At 68.8% G+C, this 15054-nt stretch carries 14 protein-coding genes and 1 tRNA gene; 11 read left to right on the top strand and 4 right to left on the bottom strand.

The annotated features are described in order from the left end of the window. Positions 1-67: 67 nt before the first annotated feature. Positions 68-547 (bottom strand): Lrp/AsnC family transcriptional regulator, encoded by a 480-nt coding sequence (locus tag ACGFIE_RS22685; RefSeq protein WP_007462834.1) that lies wholly within the window; start codon positions 545-547, stop codon positions 68-70. Between the two features lie 83 nt (positions 548-630). On the opposite strand from ACGFIE_RS22685, the gene ACGFIE_RS22680 reads away from it, so the two are divergent. Continuing rightward, complete coding sequence (locus tag ACGFIE_RS22680) at positions 631-1809, top strand: trans-sulfuration enzyme family protein (protein ID WP_393297448.1); 1179 nt, start codon at positions 631-633, stop codon at positions 1807-1809. On the opposite strand, the gene ACGFIE_RS22675 is transcribed toward ACGFIE_RS22680, so the two are convergent. The 3 genes from ACGFIE_RS22675 to ACGFIE_RS22665 form a co-directional block, all read right to left on the bottom strand. Next, positions 1810-2460, bottom strand: coding sequence for an NAD-dependent epimerase/dehydratase family protein (locus ACGFIE_RS22675; RefSeq protein WP_393297445.1), 651 nt, complete (start codon positions 2458-2460; stop codon positions 1810-1812). 126 nt (positions 2461-2586) lie between these two features. Beyond that, positions 2587-3270: a transcriptional regulator gene (locus ACGFIE_RS22670; RefSeq protein ID WP_393297442.1), complete on the bottom strand. Its 684-nt coding sequence runs from the start codon at positions 3268-3270 to the stop codon at positions 2587-2589. Between the two features lie 98 nt (positions 3271-3368). Then, positions 3369-3444, bottom strand: a tRNA-Leu gene (locus ACGFIE_RS22665). A gap of 96 nt (positions 3445-3540) precedes the next feature. Between ACGFIE_RS22665 and ACGFIE_RS22660 the strand changes: the two genes are divergently transcribed. From ACGFIE_RS22660 to polA, 10 genes are all read left to right on the top strand, one after another. After that, complete coding sequence (locus tag ACGFIE_RS22660) at positions 3541-4164, top strand: response regulator (protein ID WP_363688860.1); 624 nt, start codon at positions 3541-3543, stop codon at positions 4162-4164. Between the two features lie 305 nt (positions 4165-4469). Next, positions 4470-5633, top strand: coding sequence for a branched-chain amino acid ABC transporter substrate-binding protein (locus ACGFIE_RS22655; RefSeq protein ID WP_393297439.1), 1164 nt, complete (start codon positions 4470-4472; stop codon positions 5631-5633). A gap of 113 nt (positions 5634-5746) precedes the next feature. After that, positions 5747-6697, top strand: a complete 951-nt coding sequence (locus tag ACGFIE_RS22650) for a branched-chain amino acid ABC transporter permease (RefSeq protein ID WP_393297436.1) — start codon at positions 5747-5749, stop codon at positions 6695-6697. 38 nt (positions 6698-6735) lie between these two features. After that, positions 6736-7791, top strand: a complete 1056-nt coding sequence (locus tag ACGFIE_RS22645) for a branched-chain amino acid ABC transporter permease (protein WP_363688862.1) — start codon at positions 6736-6738, stop codon at positions 7789-7791. After that, on the top strand, positions 7784-8659 hold the full coding sequence (locus tag ACGFIE_RS22640; protein ID WP_393297433.1) for an ABC transporter ATP-binding protein: 876 nt from the start codon (positions 7784-7786) through the stop codon (positions 8657-8659). The genes ACGFIE_RS22645 and ACGFIE_RS22640 overlap by 8 nt, the downstream gene beginning before the upstream one ends. Next, on the top strand, positions 8649-9359 hold the full coding sequence (locus ACGFIE_RS22635; RefSeq protein WP_363688789.1) for an ABC transporter ATP-binding protein: 711 nt from the start codon (positions 8649-8651) through the stop codon (positions 9357-9359). The genes ACGFIE_RS22640 and ACGFIE_RS22635 overlap by 11 nt, the downstream gene beginning before the upstream one ends. 37 nt (positions 9360-9396) lie before the next feature. Next, positions 9397-10299, top strand: coding sequence for an ABC transporter substrate-binding protein (locus tag ACGFIE_RS22630; protein ID WP_393297430.1), 903 nt, complete (start codon positions 9397-9399; stop codon positions 10297-10299). Between the two features lie 6 nt (positions 10300-10305). Beyond that, positions 10306-11295 (top strand): amino acid ABC transporter permease, encoded by a 990-nt coding sequence (locus ACGFIE_RS22625; RefSeq protein WP_363688793.1) that lies wholly within the window; start codon positions 10306-10308, stop codon positions 11293-11295. 53 nt (positions 11296-11348) lie between these two features. Further along, the gene (locus ACGFIE_RS22620) at positions 11349-12101 is read left to right on the top strand and encodes an amino acid ABC transporter ATP-binding protein (protein ID WP_393297524.1); all 753 of its coding nucleotides are present in this window, start codon (positions 11349-11351) and stop codon (positions 12099-12101) included. A gap of 192 nt (positions 12102-12293) precedes the next feature. Then, complete coding sequence (polA, locus tag ACGFIE_RS22615; RefSeq protein WP_393297427.1) at positions 12294-14993, top strand: DNA polymerase I; 2700 nt, start codon at positions 12294-12296, stop codon at positions 14991-14993. The last annotated feature ends 61 nt before the right edge of the window (positions 14994-15054 follow it).

The following is a 15054-nucleotide window of genomic DNA, read 5'->3' as shown; positions in this document are numbered from 1 at the left end:
CGCCGCTCAGCCCATCCCGCGAACCGGCGCTCAGCCCACGCTGTGTGCCGCCGCTCAGCCCACGCGCTCAGCCCATCCCGCGGGCCTGCTCGAAGATCAGGCTGGTCTGTGTGTGCTGCACCACCGGGTCGACCGCGAGATGGTCCAGCACGAAGTCCCGCAGCGCGTCCCCCGACGCCGCCCGCACGTGCAGCACGTAATCCTCCGCGCCCGCCACGTGGAACACCGACACCACCCCGGGCAGGCGCACCGACCGGGCCCGGAACGCGTCCACCGCCGCCCGCTCGTGCGCGGTCAACCGCACCGACACCAACGCCTGCAACGGCAGGCCCAGCGCGGCCGGATCCACCTCCGCGTGGAAACCCCGGATCGCCCCTCGCTCGCGCAACGCCCGCGTCCGCGTCAGACACGTCGACGGCGCCACCCCCACCCGCTCGGCGAGCGCGTTGTTCGGCAACCGGCCGTCCGCCGCCAACTCGGCGAGGATCGCGCGGTCCACCTCGTCCAGGGCCGGATACGGCCGTACTTCGTTCGGCTCGGGGGGCATCCGACCATCCTTCACCGAATGCCTCGACGAATCCAGCGCTCGATCCAGAATTATCCACCAAGGCATTGCCTCCCCGGCACCGGATGTTCGACGCTACCGCCATGACGACGGTGGACACCCGGGCCGTGCACGCCGGCCGCGACGACCTGCGCACGCTCGGCGTGCACGTGCCACCGATCGACCTCTCCACCACCAACCCACTGCCCTCGGTCGACGACGGCGGCGACGCCTACGAACAACTCGCCACCGGCGGCACGCTCCCCGCCGACGGCAGTGCCGTCTACCAGCGGCTCTGGAACCCCACAGTCGCCCGCTTCGAAACCGCCCTCGCCGAGCTGGAGGGCACCGCCCAGGCCGTCGCCTTCGCCAGCGGCATGGCCGCCCTCACCGCCACCCTGCTCGCCGCCACCCGCGACGGCCAGCGCCACATCGTCGCCGTCCGGCCCCTCTACGGCGGCACCGACCACGTCCTCGCCAGCGGCCTGCTCGGCACCACCGTCACCTGGACCCACCCCGACCAGGTCGCCGCCGCCATCCGCCCCGACACCGCGCTCGTCGTCATCGAGACGCCCGCGAACCCCACCCTCGACCTCGTCGACATCGCCGCCCTCGCCACCGCCGCCGGCGACGTGCCCCTGCTCGTCGACAACACAGTCGCCACCCCCGTGCTCCAACAACCCGCCCGGCACGGCGCCACCCTCGTCCTGCACAGCGCCACCAAGAGCATCGGCGGGCACGGCGACGTCCTCGCCGGGGTCGTCGCCTGCGACGCCGACTGGGCCGTCCGACTACGGCAGGTCCGCGCCGTCACCGGCGCGATCCTGCACCCGCTCGGCGGCTACCTCCTGCACCGCGGCCTGCAGACCCTGCCGCTGCGGGTCCGCGCCCAACAGGCCACCGCCGAGAAACTCGCCGGCTGGCTCGCCGGCCACCAGGCCGTACACCGGGTGCACCACCCCTCGGTGTACGACCCGGCGGCGCTTGTCGGCCGGCAGATGGCCGGCCCCGGCAGCCTGCTCGCCTTCGAGGTACGCGGCGGCGCGCCCGCCGCCGCCACCGTCGCCGCCGCCTGCCGGCTGATCACCCACGCCGTGTCCCTCGGCGGCGTGGACACCCTCATCCAGCACCCCGCCTCGCTCACCCACCGGCCCGTCGAGGGCGACGCGAAGCCCGACGGCGCGCTGCTGCGCCTCTCCGTCGGCCTGGAAGACCCCGACGACCTGCGCGCCGATCTCGCCCAGGCGCTCGACGCGATCGCCTGATCAGCGCAGCTCGCGGTTGCCCAGCACCCGGGTCGGTGACCCCTCGCGGGCCACCCGCAGCATCGCCCGACCGATCCCGTCCGTCGTGGTGACCTGGTTGGGGAAGGCCCGCCGCAACACCGGGAACAGTGGACGGGTGACCGCGTATCCCAACCGGTACCACCGTGTCTTCGACACCACCCCGTACGTCGGCTGGATGAACCCCGGTCGCGCCGCGTACCCGTTGGGCAGCAGGTCGATGATCGCGTTCTCGGCACGCCCCTTGACCCGCGCCCACATCACCCGACCCCGCTCCGACGAGTCGGTCCCCACACCCGAGACGTAGATGAACGTGACAGGCGGACTCACCTCGGCCAACAGCCGTGCCGCCGCCACCGGGTAGTCGTAGCTGATCCGGGTGTACGCCGCCTCGTCCAGGCCCAGCGACGACACCCCGAGGCAGTAGAAGCACGCGTCGACGCCTGTCAACTCCGCGCGCACCGCCTCCAGGTCACCCACGTCGGGAACCGTCAGCTCGCGCAGCTTCGGATCCTGCCGACCGGTCGGCCGCCGGCCGACGGTGACCACCTCCCGCACGTCCTCGGCGAGCAGGCACTCCCGCAGCACGCCCTGGCCGACCATCCCGGTCGCACCGAAAATGACCACCCGCATCAGAACCCGCTCCTGTCGTCGACGCCGCCCCCGCCTCACGTCAGGCTTGCACGCGCCACTTGGCCGCCGCTGCCCGCGCGGTGCCGCGTCGACCGACCTGAGTCACGTCATCGGCGTGCGCGGCGGTCAGGACTTCGGGCCGACGTGCCGGTCCAGCGCGGCGACCGCGTCGCGTCGCGCCACCGACAGCGACCAGGAGAGGTTCATCCGCCACGGAATGTCGAGCAGGTCCAGAGCCCACTGGCAGAGCCCCATGATGTCGCTCGACTCGTTGACGAACATGTAGCGCGGGTAGACGTACTCCTTGCCACGCACTCTTATCCGGTTGGCGCATCGGCAGCCGTCGGAGTGGAACAGCCCGCGCAGAAAGTGGCCCGCGTGGCTCTCGACGATCGGTCGTTGCCAGTCGGTCAGGACGATCGGGCGCTCGTGCTTCTTGCCGGGCCCGTGCTGGGGGAGCAGGCATGGCCAGTGCTTTCCGCTGCTCTCGACCGAGATGCAGCCATGCTTGGGGACCCGCTGCACACGAGCGGCGAGCACCGCGAGCATGGCCGCCTCGCACGCGTCGACGAGATTCGGATAGGCCGCCGTGCAGGCGATCCGAAGCACCGGCACCTTCGGTGAGACGGCCAGGTGACCGTCGCCCAGGTAGAGACCGAGCAGGTAGGCGTAGGCGGCGGGGTCGGTCGGATCTTCGACATCGGGGAGGCAGCGGAAGCACCGTAGCTCCGAGCCGCGCTTCGCCGGCTCGGGTCGATCGACGCACCAGTGCCAGACCGTGGCGTACGGCAGGGAGAGCGTCCGCGCCACGGAGTGGATGTTGTGTCCGCGAGCGCGGAGAGCGTGGGCCTGTAAGCGCAGTTCAGGTGGGTGCACAGGCATATTTTCGAACAGCCGTACGACAAGTTTGGTGCCCCCGGTGGGATTCGAACCCACACTATATGCAGTTTGAGTGCATCGTCTCTGCCATTGGACTACAGGGGCCGTCGGTTTCCCGGCCTGGATAGATTACCCACTACGCTGAGGGCGGTGACACCCGGCTGGGCGGGTGTCAGGTTCTAACTGGTGGGGGTAGGGCTGGTGGCCGAGATGCCGACGGATGCCGAGCGTAGGCGCGTACTGATCGCCGAGGACGAGGCGCTGATCCGGCTGGACCTCGCCGAGATGCTCGTCGAAGAGGGCTACGAGGTGGTGGGGGAGGCCGGCGACGGCGAGACCGCCGTGCGCCTCGCCGAGGAGTTGAAGCCCGACCTCGTCATCCTCGACATCAAGATGCCGATCATGGATGGGCTGGCCGCCGCAGAGCGGATCGCCGGCGCCCGGATCGCCCCCGTGATCATCCTGACCGCGTTCAGCCAGCGGGACCTGGTGGAGCGGGCGCGGGCCGCGGGCGCGATGGCGTACCTGGTGAAGCCCTTCCAGAAGAGTGACCTGGTCCCGGCGGTGGAGATCGCGCTGTCGCGCTACTCGGAGGTCGCGGCCCTGGAGGCCGAGGTCGCGAGCCTGACCGACCGTCTGGAGATCCGTAAGACGGTGGAGCGCGCCAAGGGCGCGCTGATGACGACGTACGGAATGACCGAACCGCAGGCGTTCAAGTGGATCCAGCGCACGGCGATGGACCACCGGATGACCATGAAGGAGGTCGCCGAGCGGATCCTCGCCGAGACCGCCGGCGGCGAGGTCACCCTGCCGGCAGAGTCCTGATCGACAGGCTCGCCGCTGTCGAACGAGCGACGACGATCGCCATCGAACGATGGCTCGCATCGTCGCTCGTCAAGGGCGTTGTCAAGGGCGGAGATGACCTCCGGTTCTTACAGCTACTCCAATCGATCGGCCCTCCCGTGTAACGGTTAGGTCAACCCCGCCGTGCAGGTCTACCCCGCCGATCGTCCGGTGGGATAACGTCCCGCCCCAGACTGGGTACGTGGTTAGTTTCATCACGCCCACCCCATCGGTTCGTCCAGGGGATGGCGCGACTCGACCGCGGTTAGGGAGAAGGGGTTCGTGCCTTGAGGCAGAAGCTCGTGCGGGTTATCGGCGGGGTCGCCCTCGCTAGTGCGTTGGTGGCAGGTGCTGCCGGCTGCAGCAGCAGCGGGGACGGCGGAGGTTCGGCATCCGGCGACAAGTGTGGCCTGAAGATCGCCTTCTTCGGTGCGCTGACCGGTGACGCCGCCAACCTGGGCATCAACATCAAGAACGGCGCGAAGCTGGCGATCGAGGAGTACAACGCCAAGCACGCCGACTGCAAGGTCGAGCTGTTGGAGAAGGACTCGCAGGGCGACGAGAAGCAGGCCGCGGGTCTGGCCCGTGAGATCGTCAAGGACAAGAAGACGATCGGCGTGGTCGGTCCGGCCTTCTCCGGCGAGACCGAGGCATCTGGCCCGATCTGGGAGGAAGCCAAGCTTCCCATCATCTCCCCGTCGGCCACGCGGACCAGCCTCAACACCAAGGGCTGGAAGACCTTCCACCGGGGTCTCGGCAACGACGACTCGCAGGGTCCGGCCGCGGCGGCCTACATCAAGGACGTGATGAAGGCGCAGAAGGTCTACGTCATCGACGACCAGACCGCGTACGGCGCCGGGCTGGCCGACAACGTGAAGACCGCCCTGGGCGCGACGAAGGTCGGCGAGGACAAGGTCGAGCGCAACGTCACCAAGGACTTCAACCCGGTCATCACCAAGATCAAGTCGACCGGTGCCGACGCGGTCTTCTACGGTGGCTACTACCAGGAGGCCGGTCTGCTGGTGAAGCAGATGCGGGCCGCTGGCGTCACCGCGAAGCTGGTCGCCGCCGATGGTGTCAAGGACCCGGGCTACGTCGAGGGTGCTGGCACCGCGGCCGCCGAGGGTAGCGTCCTGACCTGCCCCTGCGCCCCGGCCTCCGAGGCCAAGGGCAACTTCGCCGCGAACTACAAGACGAAGTGGGGCCAGGAGGCCGGCACCTACAGCGACATCGCCTACGACGTGGCGGGCATCTTCCTCAAGGGCATCGAGGAAGGCAACACCACGAAGGACAAGATGCAGAGCTTCATCACGGGCGTGACCTTCGAGGGCGTGGCCAACACCTACAAGTTCACCGACAAGGGTGAGCTGGACCCGCAGTTCCTCAAGATCTGGGCCTACACGGTGGCCGGCGGCGAGATCAAGGCCGACCAGCCGATCAAGACGCCGTGACCTGGGGTCGGATCGTCACCCTCTAGGACGGTAACGATCCGCCACCGACTGATGGCGCGGCCGGGAGGATCCTCCCGGCCGCGCACTCTGTCCGATCCCGTTCGGAGACCGATGTGAATTTCGACCAATTATTCTCCAATTTTGGAGACCTGAGCATCCAGGGATTGGCCCAGGGCGCGATCTACGCGCTGTTCGCCCTCGGCTACACCATGGTGTACGGCGTGCTCCGCCTGATCAACTTTGCCCACTCCGAGGTCTTCATGGTCGGCACGTTCGGGGCGATCGTCGTCTGGAACTGGCTGGGCCTGGACCAGAACTCACCAGTTCCGGCGTTCGTACCGGCGCTGCTCTACCTGCTCGTCGGTCTGCTGGCGGCCTGTCTGACCTCCGGCGTTACCGCCGTCGTGCTGGAACGGGTGGCCTACCGCCCGCTGCGCAAGCGGAACGCGCCGGTGCTGACCTTCCTGATCACCGCGATCGGGGCCTCGGTGGTGATCTCCGAGGCAGTGGGCATCTGGAGCAATCGCAAGCCGAAGGCAGCGCCTCGGCTGTTCACCCAGCACGAGTTGTTCACCGTCGCCGGCACGACGATCACCAACCTCCAGGTGTTCCTCGTCCTGCTGGCGGTGGTGCTGATGATCGCCCTGGACCTGTTCATCAACCGCACCCGCCTCGGCCGCGGCGTCCGGGCCATCGCCCAGGACCCGAACACGGCCGCCCTCATGGGCGTCAACAAGGACCGGGTCATCGCATTGGTCTTCCTGCTCGGTGGGATCATGGCCGGCGCCGCGGCGCTGATGTACAACATCAAGATCACCGGTACCCACTTCTTCGCCGGCTTCGACCTCGGCATCAAGGCCTTCGCGGCCGCCGTGCTCGGCGGTATCGGCAACCTGCGTGGCGCGCTGATCGGCGGTCTGCTGCTGGGAATGCTGGAGGGCTGGGGCTCCGGCCTACTCGGTACCCAGTGGACCGGCGTGGTGGCGTTCGTCGTCCTCATCCTGATCCTGCTGTTCCGGCCGACCGGCCTGCTCGGCGAGTCGCTGGGGAGGTCCCGCGCATGACGACGATCTTCGAGCGTCTCCGTTCCGGAACGGACGTCGTGGGCGACAGGTGGCGTTCGCTGCCTGCGCCGGCGCGCTGGGTGAGCCTGATCGTCGTGGCGGTCTTCTTCTACGCGTTGCCGAACCTCGCCATCCCGGGCCTGGTCACCACCGAGACCGACTGGGCCACCACCCTGTTCACGGTCTCGTACTACGTGCTCCTGGCCCTGGGCCTGAACGTCGTGGTCGGCAAGGCCGGCATGCTCGATCTGGGCTACGTCGGCTTCTTCGCGCTCGGCGCGTACACCACCGCCCTGCTCTCCTCCCCGGACAGCAGCCTCGGTACGAAGTGGAGTTGGCTGGCCACCGTGCCGGTGGCGGTCGCCGTCGTGATGGTCTCCGGGGTGCTGCTCGGGTGGCCGACCCTGCGGTTGCGCGGTGACTACCTGGCGATCGTCACCCTCGGCTTCGCGGAGATCATCCGCGTGTTCGCGACCGCCAAGCCGGAACTGCGCGGGCAGCGCGGGTTCGGCGAGATTCCGCACCCGCCCGGTGAGAAGGCCGACGGCAGCCCACTGTTCGGCGTGATCGACGCCCGGCCGTACTACTGGCTCGGGCTCAGCCTGATCATCCTGGTGATCGTGGCGGTGCGGAACCTGGACCGCAGCCGGGTCGGCCGGGCCTGGGTCGCCGTCCGCGAGGACGAGGAAGCGGCCGAGGCGATGGGCGTGCCGACGTTCCGCTTCAAGCTCTGGGCGTTCGCGATCGGCGCGGCCATCGGATCGCTCTCCGGCGTCATGTTCGCTGGGCAGCAGGGCTTCATCAACTCACGCAACTTCGACCTGTTCTTCTCGATCCTGGTGCTGGCCGGAGTGGTGCTGGGCGGCTCCGGCAACATCGTCGGGGTGATCGTCGGTGGTGCGCTGATCGCCTATCTGCCGGAGCGGCTGCGCGGCATCTCGATCGCCGGCAAGGACGCATTCGAGTACCGGTTCCTGTTCTTCGGGCTGATCCTGATCCTGGTCATGATCTTCCGTCCGCAGGGTCTGATCCCGAATCGACGACGGGTGCAGGAACTCAAGGATCGCGAGAAGGAGGTGACCGTCGGTGAGTGACGTCGGTACGCCGGCCACCAACCCGGAGACCACCGGGGCGGTCACTCCGGCGCAACGGAGCGGAGCGGAGTCCGTCCCGGTCGCCGCCGCGGACCGGCCACCGCTGCTCGAGGTCGACGACCTGGGTCTGCGGTTCGGAGGCGTGGTTGCCCTCGACGGTGTCTCGTTCCAGATCCGCGAGGGTGAGATCCTCGGGCTGATCGGCCCGAACGGTGCGGGCAAGACCACCTGCTTCAACGCCATCACCGGGGTGTTCCGGCCGACGTCGGGCGACATCCGCTTCCGTGGCGAGTCGTTGCCGGGCAAGAAGAAGCACGCCATCACCAAGGCGGGCATCGCCCGCACGTTCCAGAACGTGCGGCTCTTCCCCGAGATGACGGCGATGGAGAACGTCCAGGTCGGCGCGGACGCCCACCACCGCACCAGCGTGGTGTCCGCACTCCTGCGGTTGCCCCGGCACCGCCGGGAGGAGCGCGACGGGCGGGATCGGGGGTACGAGCTGCTGGAGTTCGTCGGTATCCGCAGGCGCGCGGGCGAGCTGGCACGGAACCTCTCGTACGGTGAACAGCGCCGGCTGGAGATCGCCCGGGCGTTGGCCACCCGACCGGCTCTGATCTGCCTGGACGAGCCGGCCGCCGGCTTCAACCCGGCGGAGAAGGAAGAACTGCTCCAGCTGATCCGCAAGATCCGCGACAGCGGAGTGACAGTACTGCTGATCGAGCACGACATGCGGCTCGTCATGGGTGTCACCGACCGGATCGTGGTGCTGGAGTTCGGCAAGAAGATCGCGGATGGGCTGCCCGCCGAGGTGCGGGACGACCCGAAGGTGATCGCGGCGTACCTGGGGGTACCGGACGATGCTGCTTGAGATCGACAACGTCAGCCTGCTGTACGGGCGAATCGAGGCTCTACACGAGGTTTCGCTGACCGTCGGCGAGGGTGAGATCGTCGCGTTGATCGGGGCCAACGGCGCCGGCAAGACCACCACCATGCGAGCCATCTCCGGTATCCGTCCGGTGTCGGCCGGCCGGATCCGGTTCGACGGGCAGGACATCACCAAGCTGCGCGCGGACCTGCGGGTGGTCCGTGGGATCAGCCAGTCGCCCGAGGGCCGCGGTGTGTTCCCCGGAATGACCGTGCTGGAGAACCTGGAGATGGGTGCCTACACCCGTCGGGACAAGCCGGGCATCGCGGCCGACCTGGAGCGGGTGTTCGGCCTGTTCCCCCGCCTTCTGGAACGGCGCAAGCAGCCGGGTGGGACCCTGTCGGGCGGTGAGCAGCAGATGCTCGCCGTGGGTCGCGCGATGATGAGCCGCCCGAAGCTGATGCTGCTCGACGAGCCGTCGATGGGGCTGGCGCCGATGCTCATCCAGCAGATCTTCTCGATCATCACGTCGATCAATGAGCAGGGTACGACGATCCTGCTGGTGGAGCAGAACGCTCAGCAGGCGCTGTCCCGGGCCCACCGGGCGTACGTGTTGGAGACCGGCCGGATCGTCAAGAGCGGCACGGGGACCGAACTGCTGCACGACTCGTCGGTCAAAGAGGCGTACCTCGGCGTGGCCTGATCGACCGTCACCCTCCACCCCCTCAAGGAGTAAAGACATGTTCATCACGAACGCCGGCCGGCGGGCAGCGATCGGCACCGCCGGCGTGGCGCTGCTGGCTCTCTCGATGACCGCGTGCGGCGACCAGGAGAACGAAGAGCCCGGCACCGGCCCGGCGGTCACGGCGTCGGCGGACGCCAGCCTGACGTCCAAGGTGCCGGACTCGATCAAGTCCGACGGCAAGATCCTCGTCGGTACCGACTCGACGTACGCGCCGGCGGAGTACCTCGACATCGACGGCGAGACGGTCGTCGGCTTCGATGTGGAGCTGTTCACCGCGGTGGCGGCCAAGCTCGGTCTGAAGGCCGAGTTCGTCTCCGCGCCGTTCGGCGACATCATCTCCGGTGTCAACTCCGCCAAGTACGAGATCGGCGTCTCGTCGTTCACGGTGAACGACGAGCGCAAGGGCCAGGCCAACATGGTCAGCTACTTCCAGGTCGGCACGCAGTGGGTGACCAAGAAGGGCAACCCGGGCGGAGTGGCACTGGACAACGCCTGCGGCAAGAAGATCGCCGTGCAGAAGGACACCATCCAGGTCGAGGACGTGACCAAGCGTTCGAAGGCGTGCACCGCCGCCGGCAAGCCGGCGATCACCCTCGAGCAGTTCCCCGGCCAGGACGCGGCGACCGCCGCGGTGGTGTCCGGCAAGGACGATGCCATGCTCGCCGACTACCCGGTCGGCGTGTACGCGGTGACCCGGTCCAACGGCGCCCTGGAACTGCTCGACAAGCAGTACGAGGCGGCGCCGTACGGCTACGTGGTGGCCAAGGACCAGGCGCAGTTCGCCGAGGCGGTCCGGGACGCCACCAAGGCACTCATCGCCGACGGGTCGTACAAGACGGTGCTCGACAAGTGGAAGGTTGGGGACGGCGCGATCACGGATCCCGCGATCAACCCGTAACGAGACATGACAACCGAGGAAGCAACACCCGTACGGGCACGGCCGGAACCGATCCAGGCCGTGCCCGTACGGCACCCGGGCCGCTGGCTCGCCGTGGCCGTGCTCGCCGTGCTCGCCGCGATGTTCGTCCACCTGCTGGTCACGAACGACGCCTTCGGGTGGGCGTTCATGGTCGACAAGATGTTCCGACCCCCGATCATCGAGGGGCTGCTGCGCGGCACCGTGCTGATGACGGTGAGCGCGATGCTGATCGGCGTCACGCTCGGCGTGGCGATCGCCGTGATGCGCCTGTCGGACAATCCGATCCTGCGGGGCGTGGCATGGCTGTACACCTGGTTCTTCCGGGCGGTACCGCGGCTGGTGCTGCTGGCGGTGTTCGGCAACATCGGCATCCTGTGGAGTCGGGTGGAGTTCGGCGTGCCGTTCGACACCCAGCTCGGCCAGCTGTTCGGCATCGACAACCTGCACCTGCGGCTGTTCGGGTTCTCCTCGCGGGACATCCTGACCGGCTTCCTGGCCGGCCTGCTCGGCCTGGCGCTCTCCGAGGCGGCGTACATGGCGGAGATCGTCCGGGCCGGCATCCAGTCGGTCGACGGCGGCCAGACCGAGGCGGCCCAGGCTCTCGGCCTGAGTCGGGGCCAGACGTTGCGGCGGGTGGTGCTGCCGCAGGCGATGCGGGTCATCATCCCGCCGACCGGCAACGAGACCATCGCGATGCTGAAGGACACGTCGCTGCTGCTCTACGTTCCGGTGAGCATGGAACTCTTCTTCCAACTGGACGCGGTCGGTAAGCGGACGTTCCAGATCTTCCCGATGTACGTCGCGGCCTGCCTGTGGTACCTGTTCCTGACCAGCATCCTGCTCGTCGGCCAGTATTTCCTGGAGCGCCACTTCGGCAAGGGCGACAGCCCGTCCGGACGGGCCAGGCTGCGGCTGCGCGGCATGACCGCCGAGACCGGCGGCGGAGGTAACGCGGGAATGGTGGAACCGTCATGACCGAGCTGATCGTCCCCGCACAGGGGGGCACCCCGGCGGCGGAGTCGGGCGTGATGGTCCAGGCCGAGCAGGTGCACAAGGCCTTCGGGCCACTGGAGGTGCTCAAGGGCATCGATCTGGAGGTGCGCGCCGGCGAGGTCTGCTGCCTGCTCGGCCCGTCCGGGTCGGGAAAGTCGACATTCCTCCGCTGCATCAACCACCTGGAGAAGATCAACGCTGGTCGCATCCGGGTGGACGGCGACCTGATCGGTTACACCGAGCGCGGCGGGAAGCTGCACGAGATGCGCGAGAAGGACATCGCCGCGCAGCGCCGCTCGATCGGCATGGTGTTCCAGCGGTTCAACCTGTTCCCGCACATGACCGCGCTGCAGAACGTCATCGAGGCGCCGGTGCTGCTGGGTCGGGAGAAGAAGGCGCAAGCCCGCGATCGGGGCGCGCAGTTGCTGGAACGGGTGGGACTGGGCGACAAGCTCGGGGCGTACCCCGGGCAGCTCTCCGGTGGTCAGCAGCAGCGGGTGGCGATCGCCCGCGCCCTCGCGATGCAGCCGAAGCTGATGCTCTTCGACGAGCCGACAAGCGCGCTCGACCCCGAGCTGGTCGGCGAGGTGCTGGACGTGATGAAGGGCCTGGCCCGGGACGGCATGACCATGATCGTGGTGACCCACGAGATCGGCTTCGCCCGGGAGGTCGGCGATTCGCTGGTGTTCATGGACGGCGGGGTGGTGGTCGAGTCCGGCGTCCCGCGTGAGGTGATCGCGAACCCACGACACGACCGGACCAAGGAGTTCCTGGCCAAGGTGCTCTGAACCGGCGAGCCGGCGCTGCCCTCGGACGGTCGCGCCGGCCGGCGCTCTGGTCGCTCGCCTGCTCGATCGCGAGCGCGGGCAGGCCAGGGTGGTGCGCCTCGGCCGTCGGTGCTGGCGCACCACCCTGGCCCTGGTGGTTTCGCGGACGTGGCGTTGGCGGACCTGTCAGGGGTACGGACTAGAGTCGCTGCCGTGACAGCTACGACGCCGCGCCTGCTCCTCGTCGACGGACATTCCCTGGCATACAGGGCGTTCTTCGCCCTGCCGGTGGAAAACTTCTCCACCACGACGGGTCAGCCGACCAACGCGGTGTACGGCTTCACCTCGATGCTGATCAACGTCCTGCGCGACGAGCAGCCCACGCACATCGTCGTCGCCTTCGACGTCTCCCGCCGGTCCTTCCGCACGGAGAAGTACGCGGAGTACAAGGCGGGCCGCAGCGAGACCCCTACCGACTTCAAGGGCCAGGTCAGCCTCGTCAAGGAGGTCCTGGCGGCGCTGCAGATCCCGGTGGTCGAGAAGGAGGGCTTCGAGGCCGACGACGTCATCGCCACGCTCGCCTGCCAGGCCCGTGACCAGGGCATGTCAGTGCTGATCAGCAGCGGCGACCGCGACGCGTTCCAGTTGGTCGACGACCAGATCACCGTCCTCTACCCGCGCAAGGGCGTCTCCGACCTGGCCCGGATGGACCCGGCGGCGATCGAGGCGAAGTACGGCGTCGGCCCACAGCAGTACCGGGACCTCGCCGCGCTTGTCGGCGAGACAAGTGACAACCTGCCCGGCATTCCGGGCGTCGGCCCGAAGACCGCCGCCAAGTGGATCACCACGTACGGCGGGGTGGAGGGCGTGATCGCCCGCGCCGACGAGATCAAGGGCAAGGCCGGTGACAGCCTGCGCGAGCGGCTCGCCGACGTGATTCGCAACTACGAGATCAACCGCCTCGTCTCCGACCTGGAGCTCCCGCTGCGCCCGGAGGACACCCGCTGGGGTGGCTGGGACCGGGAGGCGGTCCACCAGGTCTTCGACACCCTGGAGTTCCGCATCCTGCGCGACCGCCTCTACCAGTACCTGGAGGCCGTCGAGCCGGAGGCCGAGTCGGGCTTCGACCTCACCGGTGAGGTGCTCACCGAGCCGGGAGGGCTCGCCACCTGGCTGGGCACCCACGCCCCGACCGGCACCTCGGTCGGGCTCGCCGTCAAGCTCGACACCGGCCCCAACCGCCGGCACACCGCTTCGATCACCGGGCTGGCGCTGGCCAGCGCGGGTGGCGCGGCCGCCTGGGTCGACCCGACCGGGCTCGACGCCACCGACGAGGGCGCCCTCGCCGGTTGGCTTGCCGACGCGCAGCGGCCCAAGGTGCTGCACGACAGCAAGCCGGCGGTGCTGGCCTGCGCCGCACACGGCTGGGAGCTGGCCGGCATCGTCCGCGACACGCAGATCGCCGCGTACCTGGCCCGCCCCGACCAGCGGTCCTACGACCTGACCGACCTGGCCCTGCGCTACCTGCACCGCGAGCTGCGGGTCGACGCGCCGGAGACCGGCCAGCTCACCCTCGACGGGCTGGGCGACGAGGGCGTGGCCGAGCAGAACCTCATGCTCCAGGCCCGCGCCACCCTCGACCTCGCCGACGCGATCGACGCCGAGCTGTCCCGCGACGGTGAGCAGTCCGCGCGGCTGATGGCCGGGGTGGAGCTGCCGCTGATGCGGGTGCTCGCCGGCATGGAGCGCACCGGCATCGCCGCCGACAACGACTACCTCCAGGAGTTGGAGGCGCACTTCGCCGGCGAGGTCAAGACCGCCGCGCAGGGCGCGTACGAGGCGGTGGGCCGAGAGTTCAACCTCGGCTCGCCCAAGCAGCTCCAGGAGATCCTCTTCACCGAGCTGGGTCTACCGAAGACCAAAAAGATCAAGACCGGCTACACCACCGACGCCGACGCCCTCCAGTGGCTCTACGCGCAAAATCCGCACCCGGTGCTGGCCCACCTGCTGCGCCACCGCGACGTCGCCAAGCTCAAGTCCACGGTGGACGGCCTGCTCAAGTCCGTCTCCGACGACGGCCGGATCCACACCACCTTCAACCAGACGGTGGCGGCCACCGGGCGGCTCTCCTCGACCGAGCCCAACCTGCAGAACATCCCGATCCGCACCGAGGAGGGCCGGCGCATCCGGCGGGCCTTCGTGGTGGGCGAGGGGTACGAGTGCCTGCTCACCGCCGACTACAGCCAGATCGAAATGCGGATCATGGCGCACCTGTCGTCGGACGACGCGCTGATCGAGGCGTTCAACTCCGGAGCCGACTTCCACGCCGCCACCGCCTCGTCGGTCTTCGGCGTGCCGGTCGACGAGGTCACCCCGGACCAGCGGCGCAAGATCAAGGCGATGAACTACGGCCTGGCGTACGGGCTCAGCGCGTTCGGCCTGTCCCAGCAGCTCAGCATCGGCACCGAAGAGGCGCGCGGCCTGATGGAGAACTACTTCGCCGGCTTCGGCGGAGTGCGCGACTACCTGCACCAGGTCGTCGCCAAGGCCCGTCAGGACGGCTACACCTCGACGATCCTGGGTCGCCGCCGCTACCTGCCCGACCTGGTGAGCGACAACCGGCAGCGCCGCGACATCGCCGAGCGGATGGCTCTCAACGCCCCCATCCAGGGGTCGGCCGCCGACATCATCAAGGTGGCGATGCTGCACGTCGACACCGCCCTCGGCGACGCCGGCCTGCGCTCCCGCATGCTGTTGCAGGTGCACGACGAACTGGTCTTCGAGGTCGCCCCGGGTGAGCGGGAGGCGTTGGAGGCGTTGGTGCGGCGCGAGATGGGTGGGGCGTACCCGCTGTCCGTGCCGCTGGAGGTGTCGGTCGGTCTGGGCCGGGACTGGAATTCTGCTGACCACTGATTTCTCGGGTGCGGTGTGGGGGTTCCGGGTCGTCCTGCGGTGGTTGCGGTGTGGGGGGTTC

It is taken from the genome of Micromonospora sp. NPDC049275 (genome assembly GCF_043197115.1).
Classification (GTDB): domain Bacteria; phylum Actinomycetota; class Actinomycetes; order Mycobacteriales; family Micromonosporaceae; genus Micromonospora.
Note: the sequence above shows the minus strand (reverse complement) of the source record. Positions and strands in the feature narration are given on the sequence as shown.